This is a genomic window from Dyella japonica A8, assembly GCF_000725385.1.
GTDB lineage: Bacteria > Pseudomonadota > Gammaproteobacteria > Xanthomonadales > Rhodanobacteraceae > Dyella > Dyella japonica_C.
The window spans coordinates 72,247-90,387 of sequence record NZ_CP008884.1 but is presented as its reverse complement, the minus strand read 5'-3'; the positions used below and the strand labels follow the sequence as shown (position 1 = coordinate 90,387).

Sequence of the window (18,141 nt, the reverse complement as noted above, 5' to 3'; positions counted from 1 at the left end):
CCGCCCCTGTGGGAGCGCACCCTGTGCGCGACGAATCTCGCGGCACGGTCGGAGACTGGTGTGTAGCCATAGTCCGCGGTCGCGCACAGGGTGCGCTCCCACAGGGACGGAAGGCCTCGGACGCCCTCAGTGCGCCTCGTCCCAGTTCTTGCCCACCCCCGCCTCCACCAGCAGCGGCACGGACAGCTTCGCCGCGCCGGACATGCGCTCGATCACGCCGGCCCGCACCTCGTCGACGACTTCCTTGCGCACCTCGAACACCAGTTCGTCGTGCACCTGCATGAGCATGTGGGCGTCGTCGTTGCGTGTACCCAGCCAGTCGTGAACGGTGATCATGGCGCGCTTGATGATGTCGGCCGCCGTACCCTGCATGGGCGCGTTGACCGCGGCGCGCTCGGCGCCGGCGCGCAGGGCCTGGTTGCGCGAGGTGAGGTTTTCCAGATACAGGCGGCGGCCGAACAGGGTTTCCACGTAGCCATCCCGGTGGGCCTGCTGGCGGGTGGCCTCCATGAAGGCGTGCACGCCCGGATAGCGTGAGAAATAGCGGGCCATGTAATCGCTGGCCTCGCCGCGATCCACGCCCAGCTGGCGGGCCAGGCCAAACGCGCTCATGCCGTACATCAGGCCGAAGTTGATGGCCTTGGCGGCACGGCGCTGATTCGCGCTGACTTCTTCCGGCTTGAGCCCGAACACCTCGGCGGCGGTGGCTCGATGCACGTCGCCGCCTTCGTGGAAGGCCTTGAGCAGGCCTTCGTCGCCGGACAGGTGCGCCATGATGCGCAGTTCGATCTGCGAGTAGTCGGCCGCCAGCACCACCCAGCCCTCCGGCGCCACGAAGGCCTGGCGGATGCGCCGGCCCTCGTCGGTGCGGATGGGGATGTTCTGCAGGTTCGGGTCGGATGAGGACACGCGCCCCGTCGCCACCGAGCCCTGGTGGTAGCTGGTGTGCACGCGGCCGGTGCGCGGGTTGACCATCTCCGCCAGCTTGTCCGTATACGTCGAGCGCAGCTTGGCCAGACCGCGGTAGTCGAGGATCAAACGCGGCAGCGCGTGGTCGTCGGCGATTGCTTCCAGGGCTTCTTCGTTGGTCGAGGGCTGGCCCGTGGGCGTCTTCACCTTGATGGGCAGGCCCAGCTCGTCGAACAGCACGGCCTGCAGCTGCTTGGGCGAATCGAGGTTGAACTCGTGGCCCGCGCCCTTCCAGGCTTCCTGCTGCAGCTCCAGCATGCGCTTGCCAAGTTGCTGGCTCTGCATGCGCAGTTCGTTGACGTCGATCAGCACACCGCGCTGCTCCATGGATGCCAGCACGGGGATCAGCGGAATCTCGATGTTCTCGTACACCGAGCGCAGCGAGGGCACGGTTTCCAGCTTGGGCCACAGGGCGTGGTGCAGGCGCAGGGTGATGTCCGCGTCCTCGGCGGCGTAGCGGCAGGCGGTGTCCACATCCACCTGGGAGAACGGAATCTGCTTGGCGCCCTTGCCGGCCACCTGCTCGTACTTGATGGTGTCGACGTCGAGGTATTTCTTCGCCAGCGAATCCATGTCGTGGCGCGTCGCCGTGGCGTTCCACACGTAGGACTCCAGCATCGAATCATGCTGGAGGCCAGCCAGGCGGATGCCGTAGTTGGACAGGATGTTGATGTCGTACTTGGCGTGCTGGCCCATCTTCGGGCGGCTGGCGTCCTCAAAGAACGGCTTGAGCGTGGCGAGCACGTGCTCGCGCGAAAGCTGCGCGGGTGCGCCGGGATAATCATGCGCCAGCGGCACATAGCACGCGTGGCCCGGTTCCACCGACAGGCTGAGGCCCACGATGTCCGCCTGCATCGAGTCGATGGAAGTGGTTTCGGTGTCGAACGACACCAGTGGTGCGGTGGCGATCTTCGCCATCCACGCATCGAACTGTGCCTGCGTGGTGACCAGTTCGTACTGGCCGGCCATGGAAAGCTCCGGCGCGTCACTGCTTTTCTGTGGGAGCGCACCCTGTGCGCGACTGGCCTCAGTAGAGGTGCCCGGCGAGTGCGTGTCGCGCACAGGGGCTGCGGCCGATTCGGCGTCCAGATCCTTCAGCGCCGCCTTGAACTCATAGCGCGTGTAAAGCTCGCGCAACTGATCAACGTGGCGTTCGCGGAACGTCAGTTCGGTGACCGACTGGTCCAGCGGCACGTCGGTCTTGATGGTCACCAGTTCGCGCGACAGCGGCAGTTGCGGCAGCGCGGCGCGCAGGCTCTCGCCGATCTTGCCGCCGACCTTGTCGGCGTTGGCCATCAGGTTATCGAGCGTGCCGTACTCGGCCAGCCATTTGGCTGCCGTCTTGGGGCCGCACTTGGGCACGCCCGGCACGTTGTCGACGGTGTCGCCGGTGAGCGACAGGTAATCCACGATCTGCGACGGCTCGACGCCGAACTTCTCCATCACGCCGGCATTGTCCATCGTCGTGTTGGTCATCGTGTTGACCAGGTGCACGCCAGGACGCACCAGCTGCGCGAGGTCCTTGTCGCCGGTGGATACCTCCACCTCGATGCCTTGCGCGTGCGCCTGCAGGGCGAGCGTGCCGATCACGTCGTCTGCCTCCACGCCGCCGACGCGCAGGATCGGGAAGCCCAGCGCGCCGACGATGGCGAGCATCGGCTCCACCTGCGCGCGCAGGTCGTCCGGCATCGGCGGGCGATTCGCCTTGTACTGATCGTAGAGCTGGTTGCGGAACGTGGGGCCCGGCGCATCGCTGACGAAGGCCACATAATCGGGTTTCGCCTTGAGCGCCGCGCGCAGCATGTTCACCACGCCGAACAAGGCGCCGGTGGGCTCGCCTTGCGCGTTGGATAGCGGCGGGAGCGCATGGAAGGCGCGGTAAAGGTAAGAGGAACCGTCGATCAGGATGAGTTTGGCCATGGGGCATTCTCGCATGCGTTCACCAGCGGGCGCGCCTCGCGTTCAGGCATGGCGCGGCGGAGCCAGTGTCGTCCATCCGTGACGATGAATGAGGCATACCGCCGCTTCACAAGCGGTGCGGGTTTGCGCTGTTATGCTCCATTTCCCACAGGAGGCCGTCATCATGAAACCCGTTGTCATGTTTGCAGTTCTTGGTGTGGCCGTCGCAACGAATGCGCTTGCCCAGTCGTCCGCCAACCAGTTCCCGCCGGCACCGCCGCCGCCGGGCATGAATGATCCCGGGGTGAAGGCCGTGACCCCGCCGCCGGCACCGGCGCCCGTCGCTCCCAAGGCGGCCAAGTCCGCCAAGTCCACGTCGGGCAAAGTCTCGGCCGATACCGAGGCCACCCTGAGCCAGCCGGCCACGTCCACGCCCGCCACGTCCGATGCGCAGCCGCGCGACGCCAACGGCAATGCGCCGCCGCAGGTCCGCGTGCGCACCGAGGGCGACCAGACCATCCAGGAATACAGCCGCAGCGGTCAGGTCTACATGGTGATCGTGACGCCCAAGGGCGGTATTCCGCAGACCTATATGGTCGACCAGAAGGGCGCATGGACGAACCAGGCCGGCGAGCCGGTGAAGCCGGTCATGTACAAGGTCATGGAGTGGGGCAAGAGCCGCCCGGCGAATGACCAGGACAACGGCGGCTGAGTCCCCGCCCATGCGTCCGCTACCGACAGGGCTGGCATGAACCTGCGCGAGAGCTGGCTGCTCTTCGCCCTGGGCTCGGCGTTCTTCGCCGCGCTGACGGCACTGTTCGGCAAGATGGGCGTGGCGGGAATCAACTCCAACCTCGCCACCTTCATCCGCACCATCGTGATCCTGCTGGTCACCGCGGGCATCCTCAGCCTGCGGAACGAGTGGGCCCGCCCCACTGGTTTGCCGGTCAGCAGCTGGGTATTCCTGGTGCTGTCCGGCATCGCCACGGGACTCTCGTGGCTCTGCTATTACCGCGCCCTGCAACTGGGACCGGTAAGCAAGGTGGCGCCGATCGACAAGCTCAGCGTGGCCATGGCCATCGTGCTTGGCGTGCTGCTGCTGGGTGAACAGCTCAGCTGGTCGCTGGCCATCGGCGGCGGGCTCATCGTCGCCGGGGCCATTGTCATCGCGGTGTTCTAAACAGAGGTGTTCTGGTTTTCATCCAGTTCCGGGTAGTGGCGGAAGATGCCGTCCTCGTTGAACGGGATGCGGCGCGGCGACGCCAGGTAGGCAGCGATATTCGGTCTTTCCGCCACGCGGTCGCTTAGCGAGCGCAGCCGGGTCGTGCGCCGGCGCAGCCCTTTCATGGTGTTGGGGAACGCGTACTCCAGTCCCGACATCAGCTGGAACAGCGACAAGTCCACGTACGAATGCCGGCGCCCGATGGCATGGCGCCCATCGCCACGTTCCAGCACCCGCTCGAAATAGCCCAGGTATTTCGGCATGCGCTCGCTGCGGAAGGCAGCCGCGCGCTTGCGTGCCTCGACGCGTTGCTGGTCGTAGTACTGCTCGACCGAGATGGGGTGATGTGTGTCGTGTGCTTCGGCCACCACGTCGCTGATGGTCTGCTGCAGCTGCATGGCATAGGTCTGGCTGGTAGCGGAGGTTGGTACCAGTCCGTGCCGGGGCGCGAGAAACGCGAGGATGTTCGCGGTCTGCGCGATCAGTTGCCGGCCCGCGCGCAGGAAGGGAGGGGCAAACGGCAGTGCGCCAGGATGCTCACCGCGCAGGAACGGCATGATGGCCTGGTCGCCTTGCTCGCGCGCGACGTCGCGGTAGTCGGCTCCCGCGTCCTCCAGGGCGAGGCGGACGAATTCGCCGCGGCCCTGGATGCCCGTCCAGTAGTAAAGCTCGTAGCGCATGACGTAGGCCTTCGTAGAAAGGCGTGAGGCTAGGTTGTCGGCGCTCAACGAAGCGTGAGCGGACCGTGCACTCGACGCCCCACCTGTGGGAGCGCACCCTGTGCGCGACCGCGGACTCCACGGTTCTTCAATACATGTTTCGCCTAGTCTTGCCAGGCACTGGCCCTGTCGGTGACAGAGTCGGCTCGCTGCGCCGCTGTCGCGCACAGGGTGCGCTCCCACGGGGTGGGGGCTTAGTGCTTGGTCAGCGCTTGCAGCTGATCCCACACGAGCGTGGCCAATGGCGACAGCGAGCGCTGCCGGCGTTTGATCAGCACCACCTCGCGACTCTCTTGCGGCGTCAGCGGCCGGGTGACCAGTGAATCCGGCGGTGGTGCCAGCGCGGGACTTACGCTGATGCCTAGCCCGGCCTCCACCATGCGGAACGCGGTCAGCGTGTGGCCGGTCTGCTGCACGACATGGGCTTCGATACCGCGGCTGGCCAGCGCGTGATCGATCAGGCGACGACTGCCGGAGGAGTAATCAAGCAGGATCAGCGGCTGCCCCTGCAGCTTGCGCCACGGCACCTTGTCCAGGCGGGCAAGCGAATGGTCGGGACGGCATACCAGCACGAACGGGTCGCGCAGCAGGGGTTCGATGTCGAACTCGCCGGTGAGCGGCGGATCGATGGCGACGCCGAAATCCACCTCGCCACCGCGCACGCTGTCCAGCACCAGGGTCTGTGCCTGGTCATGCAGCTGGATAGTGAGCTCCGGGTAGCGCACCGCGCAGTCGGCGATGCAGCGGGGCATCAGGCCAGCCGACAGCGTGGGCACGGAGGCCACGTGTACCTTGCCGCGCTTGCGTTCGCTCTCCGAGTGGACGTGCGAGAGCACGCCCTCGAGCTCGTCCAGCACGCGGCCGATGGCGCTTTCCAGATAGCGGCCGGCATCGGTGGGCACGACTTCGCGGGTCGTGCGGTCAAACAGGCGCAGCCCCAGCTCCGCTTCCAGTTCGGCGATGTAGCGACTGACCGCCGGCTGGCTCAGGTGCAGGCTCTCCGCCGCGCGGCGAAAGTGCTGCTGGCGGGCCACGGCGAGAAACGCGCGAAGCTGGCGCAGGCTGATATTCATGCCTATATGGTATCAGTAGATCAGATAAAACGATTTGATTAATCAATGAGCTGGCGGTCCAATGGCGGCCATCCCCCGATGTGTCCCGACGGCCATGTTCCTGCGTCGCTTCCTGCCCGACCGTTTTACCTGCGCCCTGATCGTTACGGTGCTGCTGGCCAGCCTGCTGCCCTGTCGCGGCACTGCGGCCAGCGTGTTCAACGTGCTGACGGACCTGGCCATCGCGCTGCTGTTCTTCCTGCATGGTGCAAAGCTATCCCGCGAGGCGGTGGTGGCTGGCATGACGCACTGGCGCCTGCACCTGACGGTGCTGGGCAGCACCTTCGTGCTGTTCCCGTTGCTTGGCCTGCTGCTGCGCCCGCTGCTGCAACCGCTGGTGACGCCAGCGCTCTACCTGGGCGTGCTGTTCCTGTGCACGTTGCCGTCGACGGTGCAGTCGTCCATTGCCTTTACCTCGATGGCGCGCGGCAACGTGCCGGCGGCGATCTGCTCAGCGTCCGCATCTAGCCTGCTGGGCATCTTCATCACGCCACTGCTGGTGGGCGTGATGCTGGAATCGCACGGGCAGAGTGGCCTGAACTGGGGTTCCATCGGCGCCATCGTGTTGCAACTGCTGGTGCCGTTCGTGGCGGGACAAGTCGCCCAACGCTGGATTGGCCGCTGGGTACAGCGCAACCGCTCCGTGCTGTCCTACGTGGACCAGGGCTCGATCCTGCTGGTGGTCTACACGGCATTCAGTGCGGCGGTGCTGCAGGGTTTGTGGAAGCAGATTCCACTACCGGTGCTGGGCGGTTTGCTGGTGGTCAATGCGGTGTTGCTTGCCATCGCGCTGCTGATGACGCGATATGGCTCGCGTGCGCTGGGATTCGATCGCGAGGACGAGATCACCATCGTGTTCTGTGGTTCGAAGAAGAGCCTGGCCAGTGGTGTGCCGATGGCGAAGGTGCTGTTTGCGGGGCATCCATTGGGCACGATCGTGTTGCCGATCATGCTGTTCCATCAGATTCAGTTGATGACGTGCGCGGTGTTGGCGCGGAGGTATGCGGCGCGGCCGGTGGAGTTGAGGTGTGATGGGGTGGGGGAGGGGGCAATCTAGCCCCACCGTTTCGTATCGTCACCCCTGCGTAGGCAGGAGGCGCTTTTCAACAGCCGTATGGCTGGTCATCCGGAGCCTCGGTATTTGGTTGTCGCGATGCGGCAATCTGGCTCGCCTGCGGCGGGCTTCCGAATTGCTGCCGCAGTCCGGGTCACTTGCTCTTGCTTGCCCAAGTCCCACAGGGATTAGCTTCGCGTCAGAAAGTAACCAAAGAAAAGGGCCCCCGGATGACGCGCCTTCCGGGCCTATGGCCCGGAAGGTCCGCGGGCGGGTTCCGGGCTTTTCGTCGGGGCTCCTGCCCCGCAGGGGTGCCTGATCTCTACCCTCCCGCCGCGTCATACGGGGACCCGGGAGATCAAGAGCCAAGATCAAAAACTAGAAGCTAGAAGCCGAAGCAAAACCCGAACCGTAAGCGGAGCATCCCGAAGTGGCGAGTCCCCTGTGGGAGCGCACCCTGTGCGCGACAGAGGCATCTCGTAGTCACCGCTCCGTTAGGCTGTCGCGCACAGGGTGCGCTCCCACAGAAAAGCTGGCGGCGGCGCGTATCCCGATCCCGCCAAAGCGAAGCGAGGTGCTGCTTTAAGTCCTCATCGCCAGGGCGCGTTGCGAGGTGCTTGGAAGTATCCGCTGTGTAGAGGTGAAGGTCGCTAAGCAACAACCTGCTTCAAGCGTTCGGGCTTATCCCCACGACATGCTGTCAGCTCTGGCTCTCAAGGCCGTTTTCTTTGGGTTACTTTTCTTTTGGGCCAGCAAAAGAAAAGTGACTCGGCCTTCGGCAGAAGGTCGAAACGCCCGCTGCGTAAGCGGCCAGATCGCGGGAGCGTATGAGGCGACAGCCGACCACTACCGAAACTGGATGACCAGCCTTCGGCTGTTGTGAAGCGCTTCCGGCCCACGCCGGGATGACAGCCAAAGAGTGAAGCACTGAGGCAAGAAAGTGGCGTTGTGTCATACGCACTCGGCAAGCCGGCGCTTCCAGAGACTTACGCAACAACAAAAAGGGGCGCCATGGGCGCCCCTCTTCGTCAGCCATCCAGCATCAAACCCACCAACTCAATGCCTGAAATGACGAATCCCCGTAAACACCATCGCCATCCCATGCTCATCCGCAGCGGCAATCACCTCCGCATCGCGCATCGAGCCACCCGGCTGGATCACCGCGCTGATGCCAGCGGCCGCCGCCGCATCAATACCGTCGCGGAACGGGAAGAACGCATCGGAAGCCATCACCGAGCCGCGCACTTCCAGCTTCTCGTCTGCCGCCTTGATGCCGGCGATCTTCGCGCTGTACACGCGGCTCATCTGGCCTGCGCCCACGCCGATGGTCTGGCGGTTCTTCGCGTACACGATGGCGTTGCTCTTGACGTACTTGGCCACCTTCCACGCGAAGATCAGGTCGTCGATCTCGGCCGGCGTCGGCGCGCGCTGGGTGACGATCTTCAGGTCTTCGGCCTTGACCATCGCGCGGTCGGCGGTCTGGATCAGCAGGCCCGAACCGACGCGACGCGAGTCGTTGCCCGGATGAGCCTTGGCCAGGTCGCCATCGGCCGGCGGGGGGATTTCCAGCACGCGCACGTTGGTCTTCTTCACGAACACCTTGAGCGCGTCGTCCTCATAGCCCGGGGCCAGCACCACTTCGACGAACTGGCGGTCCACGATGGCCTTTGCGGTGGCCGCGTCGACGACGCGGTTGAAGGCGATGATGCCGCCGAACGCCGAGGTGGGGTCGGTCTGGTAGGCGAGGTCGTAAGCGCGGCCGATGCCGTCCAGGCTCACCGCCACGCCGCAGGGGTTGGCGTGCTTCACGATCACGCAGGCCGGCTTGGTAAAACTACGTACGCATTCCCAGGCGGCGTCGGAGTCGGCGATGTTGTTGAACGACAGTTCCTTGCCCTGCAGCTGACGGAAGGTGGCCAGCGTGCCCGGCGCCGGATACAGGTCGCGGTAGAACGCGGCCTGCTGGTGCGGATTCTCGCCGTAGCGCAGGTCCATCATCTTCACGAAGCGACCGTTGGTCTGCGCGGGGAACAGCTCGCGGCCCGCGATGGCGTTGTGGTCGTCGTTGAGCTTCAGCGCCGAAAGATAGTCGCTGATCGCGCCGTCGTAGTTCGACACGCGGTTGAACGCGGCAACGGCGAGCTTGAAGCGCGTGGCGCGGGCCAGGCCGCCGTGCGCTTCGATTTCGGCCAGCGCTTCGTCGTACTGGTCGGGCGAGGTGAGCACGCCGACGTCGTTCCAGTTCTTCGCTGCCGAGCGCAGCATCGCCGGGCCGCCGATGTCGATGTTCTCGATGGCTTCTTCCAGCGTGCAGTCGGCACGTGCAACCGTCTGCTCGAACGGATAGAGGTTGAGCACCAAGAGGTCGATCGGCGCGATGTCCAGCTGCGTCATCACGGCATCGTCGGTGCCGCGGCGGCCGAGCAGGCCGCCATGCACCTTCGGGTGCAGCGTCTTGACGCGGCCGTCCATGATCTCGGGAAAGCCGGTGACTTCGCTCACGTCCTTTACCGGAATGCCCGCGTCGCGCAGCGCCTTGGCGCTGCCACCGGTGGAAAGCAGCTCCACGCCGGCCTTGTGCAGGCGCTGGCCCAGGGCGATCAGTCCGGTCTTGTCCGACACGCTGAGCAGCGCGCGGCGAATGGGGGTTACGGCAGAGGCGGGCATGGTGGCTTCCAAGGCGGGGAAGCCGTGCATTATAGCCGTCTGACGGGATGGCCGTCCGGATGCGTGGCGCCCGCGGCTTGGATGGCTAAATACGGTGTGAGGCGCGCCGGCTCATGCGGCGCGCAAACGCGCGGAGGCGTTACAGCAGGCCGTGGGTGGCGAGCTTCTTGCGCAGCGTGGCGCGATTGATGCCCAGCACCGCGGCGGCGCGGCTCTGGTTGCCGTCATGCCAGGCGAGCACTTCGCGCAGGAGAGGGCCTTCGACTTCGCGAATAACGAGCGCGTGCAAACCCTCGTCGCACTCCGTATCACCGATGTCGGCGAGATAACGGCGCACGGTGCGGCTCACGCATTCGCTCAAGGCGCTCTGCGACGACGTCTCTTTCGAAGACTCGTTGGCAGGCAGTCTTACGGCGTTCACGGGCATTTCCCCTCACGTTCTAACGCAGCAGCTACGTAGGCCACTGCCATGTTTATGGCAATACCGCGGGCGGCGGCTCGCATGGAACGCCGGGTGCAGCACAAGACGAAGGGGTGAGTTTACTCTTGCGGGCCGAGAATTTTAAGTACCCGGTTAGTAGGAAGCGCATGGTCCCGCGGATACAAAATGTCCTATGGACATTCACTTGCGCCGATGGCACGACCTGTGCCTGTGTCGTGAATCATCCTGCAAGGCATGAAACGCTTCGCCTTGCCATCGGCCAAATGGATGGCTATTCGAAACCGAACTCGAAGGCGACGGCCTTGCCGCCCGGGTCTTCCACTTCAAGCATCAGGGCGGCGCTGCCGCCGGGCGGAATGCCTTTCTGCAGCACCGCGGCATCGCCCAGGTACTCGGCGGGACGCAGGCGACGCATGGCCAGCTTGTTGCCATTGGCATCCGACAAGGTGACGGATACGACGGGATAGGGCTGTGCGAAGGCCGCATCGTTGCGCAGGTTTGCCGTGATCAGCAGTGCGCCGGGCACGGAGGGGTGCGCCTGTACGTCGCGCGCGACCAGGCTCAGGCGCGAGGTGTCCTGCACCAGCGGCAGCTGGCAACCCAGCGTCGCGCAAGCCTGGCGCAACAAAGGCCCCGTGCTGTCGTCGCTGATCAAGGCCTCGCGCTTGGCCCAGCCAAGCTGGCCGACCAGGGCGAGCAGCAGCAGGCTGCAGGCGGTGATCCACGGCCAGCGGCGCTTTTTTTCCGGCTTGCGCGCAAAGCGCGGCGCCACCACCAGGTCGGCGAAGTCGTCGAGCGGTGCCGGTGCGGCAACGGGTGCATCGGCGACGGCGGGTGGTTCCGTCGGCGGCCGATAGACGGCGAGATCCAGTCGCGGCGGCTGGCCACCCTTGTCCCACGCGCGAAGTCGCTGAAAGGGCTCGGGTGGCAGCTGGTCGCTGAGGTTGGACAGCGCATCGAACGTCGCGTCGCAATGCCCGCACGCCACGATGCCGCACGCACGGGCAATCGTTTCCGCATTCAGCGAGAACACGGTGAGGCATTCGGGACACTGGGCGTACATGAGGGCCGTGGTGATCGGGTTCGGGCAAGCCTAGTGCACCGGACGCGACAAATCATCCGCGCACGGTGCCGGATGTGAACGGTCGCTCAGCTACGACGCTTGCCGCTGATGCGCACCCAGTCTTCCTGCGTGTCCACGCGCAGTTCGTCGAACCATTCGGCGTAGCGCGCCAGCAGCTCGTGTTCCTGGCCCAGCAGGATGCCGGAGATGGCGAAGGGTGCACCCGGTTTCGCGGCGGCGGCGAAGGTGGGGGCGAGTTCGCCGAGCGGGCCGGCAAGGATGTTGGCGATGAAAACGTCCGCAGGCTCCGCGACGAGATCGTCGGGCAGATACACCGCGAGGCGATCGGCGACGTCGTTGCGTTCGGCGTTGTCCGCCGATGCGGTGAGTGCCTGCGGATCATTGTCCACGCCCACCGCGCTGGCGGCGCCGAGCTTGAGCGCGGCGATGGCGAGGATGCCCGAGCCGCAGCCGAAGTCGGTGATGGTCTTGCCCTTCAGGTCCAGGCTGTCCAGCCACTGCAGGCACAGCGCGGTGGTCGGGTGCGTGCCGCTGCCGAAGGCAAGGCCGGGGTCCAGGCGCACCACGACGATGTCCTCGTCGGCTGGCGGCTCGATGTTCCACGGATAGATCCACAGCCGCTTGCCGAAGGGCATGGGCTTGAACTGGTCCATCCAGGCGCGCTCCCAGTCCTCGTCGGCCACGTCGCGGAACTGGAGCTGGTCGGGTTCGAGCCAGGGCAGCAGGTCGCCCAGCGCTTCGCTGAGGCCGCGACGATCCGTGCCTTCCTCGAACAGCGCGTTGAGCGTGATGGTCGGCCACAGCGGCAGTTCGCCGACGCCGGGCTCGAAGATGGCCTGTTCGTCCGGTGTCTCCGCATCGGCGTCCTGCAGCGTGACGGACAGTGCGCCAAGATCGTCCAGCGCTTCCTCGGCACGGGGCTGCTGTTCGGCGCGGATGGTGAGGGAGAGTTCGAGCCAGGGCATGGGGCATTCCTGCGGTTTAGGCGCGCATTGTCGCCGATGTGGGCAGCGCGGTGTGTGGCAGGCGTGCCCGAAACACCTGTGGGAGCTCACCCTGTGAGCGACCGCGGCATCGCAGGGTGCCTCGCCTCGCGATCTTCGCGAGATGTCCGGTCGACGTGGCGATAACCTGCCAATGAGGCTGTCTGTCGGTCCGCGATCGCTCACAAGGTGAGCTCCCACAGCATGCTGAGGTCGTAGGGCTACAACGACTCCGGCGGCACGCCCAAGAAGCTGTCGTGCTTGCGGTAGTAATCCAGCGCGCGGGCCAGGTCGTCCAGCGTGGGCGACGGATGATGCCGCCGGTGCACGAACAGCACTTCGGCGAAATCCGCCGCCTCGAGGAAATGGCGCAGGTGATGCTGCGCGGCGAACGGCGGCAGCGCCTCGCCGTGGTCGGCGATCAGTGCGTCGTCTTCGTCGGCGACGTGCGAGAGGTACAGCCGGCACGAGGGCTCGGTGATCTGACCGCGGATATAGACCCAGGCGTAGCGGTCCCAGCCGTCGCCTTGGTCGAACGCGTCGGTGACGGCGTCGATCGCTTCGCGGAGAGTGAGTAATTCGGACATCTTTCGAAAGACAGGCCGGCGAGTCGCATGGGCGACTCGCCGGCGAACCATCAACCGCCGGTGGCGGCCTTTTCCTTCTGCTCGGCCATGCGCTTTTCCAGATAGTGGATGTTCTGCCCACCCTGCTGGAAGCCGACGTCGGCCATGATGCGCTGCTGCAGCGGGATATTGCACTTCACGCCTTCGATCACCGTTTCGGCGAGCGCCAGGCGCATGCGCGCAATGGCGGTTTCGCGATCCGGGCCGTGCACGATCAGCTTGCCGATCATCGAGTCGTAGTTCGGCGGAATGCGGTAGCCGTCGTACAGGTGGGTGTCCACGCGCACGCCCGGGCCACCCGGCGCCTCGAAGCGCTTCACCGTGCCCGGCGAGGGCAGGAAGCTGTCCGGATCTTCCGCATTGATGCGGCACTCGATCGCGTGGCCGTGGATCTGGATGTCCGACTGGCGGATCGACAGCTTCTCGCCGCCGGCGATCAGCAGCTGCTCGCGCACCAGATCGATGCCGGTGATCAGCTCCGTCACCGGATGCTCCACCTGGATACGAGTGTTCATCTCGATGAAGTAGAAGCGGCCGTCCTCGTAGAGGAACTCGAACGTGCCGGCGCCGCGGTAGCCGATGCGCAGGCAGGCTTCCACGCACACCTTGCCGATCTGCTCGCGCAGTTCCGGCGTGATGCCCGGCGCGGGTGCCTCTTCCACCACCTTCTGGTGGCGACGCTGCATGGAGCAGTCGCGCTCGCCGAGATGGATGGCGTTGCCCTGGCCGTCGGCGAGTACCTGGATTTCCACGTGGCGCGGATTCTCCAGGAACTTCTCCATGTACACCTGATCGTTGCCGAAAGCGGCCTTCGCTTCCTGCTTGGTCATGGTGATGGCATTGCCCAGATGGGCCTCGGTGCGCACCACGCGCATGCCGCGGCCACCACCGCCGCCGGCGGCCTTGATGATCACCGGGTAGCCGATGTCACGCGCGATGCGCATGTTCTCGTCGACGTTGTCGCCGAGCGGGCCGCCCGAACCGGGCACGCACGGCACGCCGGCGGCCTTCATGGCGCGGATGGCTTCCACCTTGTCGCCCATCAGGCGGATCACGTCGGCCGTGGGGCCGATGAAGATGAAACCCGACTGCTCCACCTGTTCGGCGAAGTCGGCGCGCTCGGAGAGGAAGCCGTAACCCGGGTGGATGGCCTGGGCGTCGGTGATTTCCGCCGCGGCGATGATGCGCGGGATGTTGAGGTAGCTGTCGACCGACGGCGCGGGGCCGATGCAGATCGACTCGTCGGCCAGGCCGACGTGCTTGAGGTTGCGGTCGGCGGTGGAGTGCACCGCCACGGTTTTGATGCCAAGGCTGTGGCAGGCGCGCAGCACGCGCAGCGCGATCTCACCACGGTTGGCAATGACGACTTTTTCGAGCATGGGCATAGAGGGTGGCCCGGCTTAGCCGATCACGAACATCGGCTGGTCGAATTCCACCGGCTGGCCGTTCTCGAGCAGGATGGCCTTCACGGTGCCGGCCACGTCGGCCTCGATCTGGTTGAACATCTTCATCGCTTCGATGATGCCCAGCGTTTCGCCGGCCTTGACCTGCTGGCCGACCTTGACGAACGCAGCGGCGCCCGGGCTGGCGGAGGCGTAGAAGGTGCCGACCATCGGCGCCTTCACCACGTGGCCAGCCGGCAGGCCGGCGTCGGCCGGGGCGGCTTCGGCGGCGGGGGCTGCGACCGGCACGGCGGCAACCGGGGCAGCCTGCATGGCGACCGGGGCGGGAGCGACGGTCACCGTGCCCTTGGGCACGCGCGACAGACGGACCACTTCTTCGCCTTCCTTGATCTCAAGTTCCGCGAGGTTGGATTCCTCGAGCAGGTCGATGAGCTTCTTGATCTTGCGCAGGTCCATGTTTCAAACCTTTTCGTTGGAGCCGTGGTGACGGCCGGATATGGAAAGTGGGGGCTCAGGGGCCGTGATTCAGGAGGCGGACGCGCCAGCGCGATCCAGCCGGTTTAGTGCGGCATCCAGTGCCAGCCGGTAGCTGTCCGCGCCGAAGCCGCAGATCACGCCGACGGCGATGTCCGAGAGGTACGAGTGCCGACGGAACGCCTCGCGGGCGTGCACGTTGGACAGGTGCAATTCGATGAACGGAATCGCCACGCCCGCCAGCGCGTCGCGCAGGGCGATGCTGGTGTGGGTGAAGGCGCCCGGGTTGATCAGGATGATGGCCGTGCCATCCAGGCGGGCCTGGTGGATGCGGTCGATCAGCGCGTGCTCGGCGTTCGACTGCAGCGTCTCCAGGGCATGTCCGGCGGCTTGGGCGCGCTGGACCAGCAGCGTGTCGATATCGGCCAGCGTGTCGCGGCCGTAGACGTCCGGCTCGCGGGTGCCCAGCAGATTGAGATTGGGTCCATGCAGGACCAGGATCTTCGCCACGCCGATATCCAAGGATTGCACCGGCGGGGCCGGTGTCCGGCGCGGAGTGTGCGCGCCCCGGCCAATGTTGTCCAGTTCGGCGCAGTTCGGCGATGTTTGAAGGAGAAGTTGAAGTTAAACCATCCGGCGACGTATGGCGCCCGAAACCGCGTCAGGGCGCGGCTGGCGTGGTCCAGGCCTTCAGGTCGTCGGCGTCCAGCATGCCGCGCCGGCTGAACAGCACGCGGCCGTTCTGGTCCAGAAGCACGCTGTAAGGCAGCACTTCGCCGACGTTCCCCAGGCGAAGCGAGGTGCTGGGGCTGTCCAGGCGGCCCAGCAGGATGGGGTAGTTGACCGGATGGGCAGCAAGGAAGGCGCGCACCTGCGCCGGATCGTCCATGGCGACGCCGACGATGATCGGTCCCCACTTGCCGGCGTGTTCGCCGACGTTCGCCTGCGCTTGTACCAACGCAGGCATTTCCTTGAGGCAGGGGCCGCACCAGCTTGCCCAGAAGTTGAGCAGCACGCGGCGGCCACGGTAGTCGGAAAGGCGATGCTCCTTGCCATCCAGCCCGGTCAGCGCGAGATCGGGGACGATCTCGCCCGGTTCGGCCACTTGTACCCCTTCCGGTACGCGGGCGCGCTGGCTGGCGTGTTGCAGCCAGCCGCCGACGGCCGCCGCCAGTACGGCGGCGCCGAGGATGAGCCCGTTGCTGCGACTCATCATGGGGTAGTGGCGACCGGGTTGCCTGCCGCCTTGGTCAGGGCGTCTTCCACCAGCGAGGAGGTCAGCACGGTTGGCAGCTTGCGGCCCTCGCCGCCGTCCTTGGGGAACACCACGTAGAGCGGCACGCCCGGCGAGTGGTACTGCTGCAGGAAGGCGGCAATGGTCGGGTTCACGTCAGTCCAGTCGCCCTTCATGTAGACCGCGCCGGTCTTCTTCAGTAGCTCGCGGAACGCCTCGGTGTCGAGCACCGCGTGTTCGTTGGCCTTGCAGGTCACGCACCAGTCCGCCGTCATGTCCACGAACACCGGGGTGCCGGCCTTGCGCAGTTCGGCGAGTTTCTCCGGCGAATAGGCGACCACGCCATCCGTTGCCACGACAGCCTGCGCGGGTGCCTGCACCTTCGAGAGATAGAAGAGCGGAACGAGGGTGAGTGCCGCCAGCACCACCACGAACACGCGGCTCACCGCGCCGCGCGAACGGCTACGCTCGAACCACCACAACGTCGCCGCCAGCAGCACCGCCGCCACCAGCACCAGGCCCACGGCATCCGCGCCGCGCTGGTGCGCCAGCACCCACACCAGCCACGCGGCCGTGAGGTACATGGGGAAGGCGAGGATCTGCTTCAGCGTTTCCATCCAGGCGCCGGGGCGCGGCAGCAGGCGCGCCAGTGCCGGCACGAAACCGACCGCAAGGAACGGCAGCGCCAGGCCGATGCCCAGCATCAGGAACACCAGCAGCGCGTTGATCATCGGTGCGGCGAAGGCGTAAGCCAGTGCGCTGCCCATGAACGGCGCGGTGCACGGGCTGGCCACCGCCACGGCAAGCACGCCGGTGAAGAAGTCGCCCGCATGGCCCGAACGCGAGGCCAGCGACGAGCCGACATTGCCCAGCGAGGTGCCGAACTGCACCATGCCCGACATCGACAGGCCCACGGCGAACATCACGCAGGCCAGCACGCCCACCACCACCGGCTGCTGCAGCTGAGCGCCCCAGCCCAGCGCGTGGCCGGCCGAACGCAGGGCCACGATGGCGATGCCGATCAGCGCGAAGCTGCTCAGTACGCCGGCCGTATAGAACAAGGCATGTGAGCGTGCTTTGGCGGGGCTTTCGCCGCTTTCCAGCATGCCCACCGCCTTGATCGACAGCACCGGCAGCACGCACGGCATCAGGTTGAGCACCAGGCCGCCGCCAAGAGCGAGCAGCAGCGCGGTGAGCAGGCTTACTTCCAGCGGGCCCTGGGCCAGGTTGGCCGGCGGCATTTCCGGCGCGGGCTCTGCCACGGCGCCGCTGGTCGGCGCGGCACCGCTCAGTTCAATGGACAGTGCGCGCGTCATCAGCGGATAGCAGATGCCGCCGTCCTGGCAGCCCTGGAAACTGGCGTCGAGGTTCACGGCGTTGCGGCCAGCGGTATCACCCTCGATGGCGACGGGCACCTCGACCTGGTCGAAAAACACCGTGGTCTTGCCGAAGTGGGCGTCCTCGTGTTCCACGCCGGCCGGCCACTCGGGCCTGGCCAGCGACAATCCGCCGGTGTCCTTGAGCTTCAGCGTGGTCTGGTCGCGGTAGAGGTAGTAGCCCTTGGCCATGGTCCAGCGCAGCAGCAGGTGCTGGCGATCCTTGGCGATGGCTTCCAGGTGGAACGCCTGCTCGGCCGGCAGGGCCGCGCCGTCGCCGCCACCGCGATTCGAGCCGAGCTTGCCCAGCGCTGCGCCCAGGTCGCCCGCGCCCGCCTTGGCGGCCGTCGCTGGCAACGGCAGCGTCAGCTGTTCGGTATGCGGCGGATAGCAGATCTTCGGATCCACCTCGTGGCAGCCCTGGTATTGCACGCTGAGCTTCAGCTCCGTCGTGCCGGCCGCGACCGTGTAGGGCAGCGTGGCATCGACGCCGTGGTGGTAGGTCTCCACATCGCCGAGGTACTCGTCGTGATGCTTCTCGCCATCGGGCAGCTGCGCCTCGCCCAGGCTGACGCCGTCGGCGGCCTTGAACTTCATGCGGCCGCGATAGAGGTAGTAGTCGGGCGCGATGGTCCAGTGCAGCTTCACCACGCCGGGCGCGGACGCGTCGGCGGTGAGCTTGTAGGCCTCGGTGACCGGCAGCAGGCCGTCGAGGTCGTCCTGCGCCAGCGCGGGCGCAACCGGCGCCAGCAGGCAGAGCAGGGTAAGGAAACGGGCGGCCAGGCGGCCGGGATGGATCAGGCGCATTGCGGCTCCAGGATGGAGAGGCCCGTGCCACGGCACAGGCGAACCAGGATTATGGCGCAGCCCGACGATT

Annotated in this window: 16 protein-coding genes; 3 read left to right on the top strand and 13 right to left on the bottom strand. The window is 66.1% G+C overall.

Going from position 1 to position 18,141, the window contains the following annotated elements; translation table 11 throughout:
- Window positions 1-126 precede the first annotated feature (126 nt).
- Window positions 127-2,889, bottom strand: a complete 2,763-nt coding sequence (gene polA, locus HY57_RS00390; RefSeq protein WP_019466152.1) for a DNA polymerase I — start codon at window positions 2,887-2,889, stop codon at window positions 127-129.
- Window positions 2,890-3,052: 163 nt separating this feature from the next.
- Here polA and HY57_RS00385 point away from each other — a divergent pair, with 163 nt between their 5' ends.
- Together HY57_RS00385 and HY57_RS00380 are read left to right on the top strand one after the other, a co-directional pair.
- Complete coding sequence (locus HY57_RS00385; RefSeq protein ID WP_081500694.1) at window positions 3,053-3,580, top strand: DUF2782 domain-containing protein; 528 nt, start codon at window positions 3,053-3,055, stop codon at window positions 3,578-3,580.
- Window positions 3,581-3,616: 36 nt separating this feature from the next.
- The gene (locus HY57_RS00380) at window positions 3,617-4,048 is read left to right on the top strand and encodes an EamA family transporter (protein WP_019466154.1); all 432 of its coding nucleotides are present in this window, start codon (window positions 3,617-3,619) and stop codon (window positions 4,046-4,048) included.
- On the opposite strand, the gene HY57_RS00375 is transcribed toward HY57_RS00380, so the two are convergent.
- Entirely contained in the window at window positions 4,045-4,770 is a 726-nt protein-coding gene (locus tag HY57_RS00375) for a glutathione S-transferase (RefSeq protein ID WP_019466155.1), read from the bottom strand. The two genes, HY57_RS00380 and HY57_RS00375, sit on opposite strands and share 4 nt — an antisense overlap.
- Before the next feature lie 233 nt (window positions 4,771-5,003).
- Window positions 5,004-5,882 carry a LysR family transcriptional regulator gene (locus tag HY57_RS00370; protein ID WP_019463511.1) on the bottom strand — a complete coding sequence of 293 codons (879 nt, stop codon included), beginning with the start codon at window positions 5,880-5,882 and terminating at the stop codon, window positions 5,004-5,006.
- 94 nt (window positions 5,883-5,976) lie between these two features.
- On the opposite strand from HY57_RS00370, the gene HY57_RS00365 reads away from it, so the two are divergent.
- Window positions 5,977-6,978 (top strand): bile acid:sodium symporter family protein, encoded by a 1,002-nt coding sequence (locus tag HY57_RS00365; RefSeq protein ID WP_019463510.1) that lies wholly within the window; start codon window positions 5,977-5,979, stop codon window positions 6,976-6,978.
- 1,053 nt (window positions 6,979-8,031) lie between these two features.
- Here the strand turns inward: HY57_RS00365 and purH are convergent.
- From purH to HY57_RS00315, 10 genes are all read right to left on the bottom strand, one after another.
- The gene (gene purH, locus HY57_RS00360) at window positions 8,032-9,642 is read right to left on the bottom strand and encodes a bifunctional phosphoribosylaminoimidazolecarboxamide formyltransferase/IMP cyclohydrolase (RefSeq protein ID WP_026033707.1); all 1,611 of its coding nucleotides are present in this window, start codon (window positions 9,640-9,642) and stop codon (window positions 8,032-8,034) included.
- Window positions 9,643-9,781: 139 nt separating this feature from the next.
- Window positions 9,782-10,069, bottom strand: coding sequence for a helix-turn-helix domain-containing protein (locus HY57_RS00355; RefSeq protein WP_019463975.1), 288 nt, complete (start codon window positions 10,067-10,069; stop codon window positions 9,782-9,784).
- A gap of 286 nt (window positions 10,070-10,355) precedes the next feature.
- Entirely contained in the window at window positions 10,356-11,147 is a 792-nt protein-coding gene (locus HY57_RS00350; protein WP_019463976.1) for a zinc-ribbon and DUF3426 domain-containing protein, read from the bottom strand.
- A gap of 86 nt (window positions 11,148-11,233) precedes the next feature.
- The gene (gene prmA, locus HY57_RS00345) at window positions 11,234-12,133 is read right to left on the bottom strand and encodes a 50S ribosomal protein L11 methyltransferase (RefSeq protein WP_019463977.1); all 900 of its coding nucleotides are present in this window, start codon (window positions 12,131-12,133) and stop codon (window positions 11,234-11,236) included.
- Window positions 12,134-12,372: 239 nt separating this feature from the next.
- Entirely contained in the window at window positions 12,373-12,738 is a 366-nt protein-coding gene (locus HY57_RS00340; protein WP_019463978.1) for a DUF7716 domain-containing protein, read from the bottom strand.
- Between the two features lie 50 nt (window positions 12,739-12,788).
- Window positions 12,789-14,156, bottom strand: coding sequence for an acetyl-CoA carboxylase biotin carboxylase subunit (accC, locus tag HY57_RS00335; RefSeq protein WP_026033709.1), 1,368 nt, complete (start codon window positions 14,154-14,156; stop codon window positions 12,789-12,791).
- A gap of 21 nt (window positions 14,157-14,177) precedes the next feature.
- Complete coding sequence (accB, locus tag HY57_RS00330; RefSeq protein WP_019463980.1) at window positions 14,178-14,636, bottom strand: acetyl-CoA carboxylase biotin carboxyl carrier protein; 459 nt, start codon at window positions 14,634-14,636, stop codon at window positions 14,178-14,180.
- 69 nt (window positions 14,637-14,705) lie between these two features.
- Complete coding sequence (gene aroQ / locus HY57_RS00325) at window positions 14,706-15,164, bottom strand: type II 3-dehydroquinate dehydratase (protein WP_019463981.1); 459 nt, start codon at window positions 15,162-15,164, stop codon at window positions 14,706-14,708.
- Between the two features lie 151 nt (window positions 15,165-15,315).
- Window positions 15,316-15,870, bottom strand: a complete 555-nt coding sequence (locus tag HY57_RS00320; protein WP_026033710.1) for a TlpA family protein disulfide reductase — start codon at window positions 15,868-15,870, stop codon at window positions 15,316-15,318.
- Complete coding sequence (locus HY57_RS00315) at window positions 15,867-18,071, bottom strand: protein-disulfide reductase DsbD family protein (protein WP_019463983.1); 2,205 nt, start codon at window positions 18,069-18,071, stop codon at window positions 15,867-15,869. Before HY57_RS00315 ends, HY57_RS00320 begins: the two co-directional genes overlap by 4 nt.
- Window positions 18,072-18,141: the final 70 nt, after the last annotated feature.

Excerpts from the sequence above, each read along its gene's own strand:
- polA (WP_019466152.1), bottom strand. The coding sequence starts at position 2,889 with ATGGCCAAACTCATCCTGATCGACGGTTCCTCTTACCTTTACCGCGCC.
- HY57_RS00385 (WP_081500694.1), top strand. The coding sequence starts at position 3,053 with ATGAAACCCGTTGTCATGTTTGCAGTTCTTGGTGTGGCCGTCGCAACG.
- HY57_RS00380 (WP_019466154.1), top strand. The coding sequence starts at position 3,617 with ATGAACCTGCGCGAGAGCTGGCTGCTCTTCGCCCTGGGCTCGGCGTTC.
- HY57_RS00375 (WP_019466155.1), bottom strand. The coding sequence starts at position 4,770 with ATGCGCTACGAGCTTTACTACTGGACGGGCATCCAGGGCCGCGGCGAA.
- HY57_RS00370 (WP_019463511.1), bottom strand. The coding sequence starts at position 5,882 with ATGAATATCAGCCTGCGCCAGCTTCGCGCGTTTCTCGCCGTGGCCCGC.
- HY57_RS00365 (WP_019463510.1), top strand. The coding sequence starts at position 5,977 with ATGTTCCTGCGTCGCTTCCTGCCCGACCGTTTTACCTGCGCCCTGATC.
- purH (WP_026033707.1), bottom strand. The coding sequence starts at position 9,642 with ATGCCCGCCTCTGCCGTAACCCCCATTCGCCGCGCGCTGCTCAGCGTG.
- HY57_RS00355 (WP_019463975.1), bottom strand. The coding sequence starts at position 10,069 with ATGCCCGTGAACGCCGTAAGACTGCCTGCCAACGAGTCTTCGAAAGAG.
- HY57_RS00350 (WP_019463976.1), bottom strand. The coding sequence starts at position 11,147 with ATGTACGCCCAGTGTCCCGAATGCCTCACCGTGTTCTCGCTGAATGCG.
- prmA (WP_019463977.1), bottom strand. The coding sequence starts at position 12,133 with ATGCCCTGGCTCGAACTCTCCCTCACCATCCGCGCCGAACAGCAGCCC.
- HY57_RS00340 (WP_019463978.1), bottom strand. The coding sequence starts at position 12,738 with ATGTCCGAATTACTCACTCTCCGCGAAGCGATCGACGCCGTCACCGAC.
- accC (WP_026033709.1), bottom strand. The coding sequence starts at position 14,156 with ATGCTCGAAAAAGTCGTCATTGCCAACCGTGGTGAGATCGCGCTGCGC.
- accB (WP_019463980.1), bottom strand. The coding sequence starts at position 14,636 with ATGGACCTGCGCAAGATCAAGAAGCTCATCGACCTGCTCGAGGAATCC.
- HY57_RS00320 (WP_026033710.1), bottom strand. The coding sequence starts at position 15,870 with ATGATGAGTCGCAGCAACGGGCTCATCCTCGGCGCCGCCGTACTGGCG.
- HY57_RS00315 (WP_019463983.1), bottom strand. The coding sequence starts at position 18,071 with ATGCGCCTGATCCATCCCGGCCGCCTGGCCGCCCGTTTCCTTACCCTG.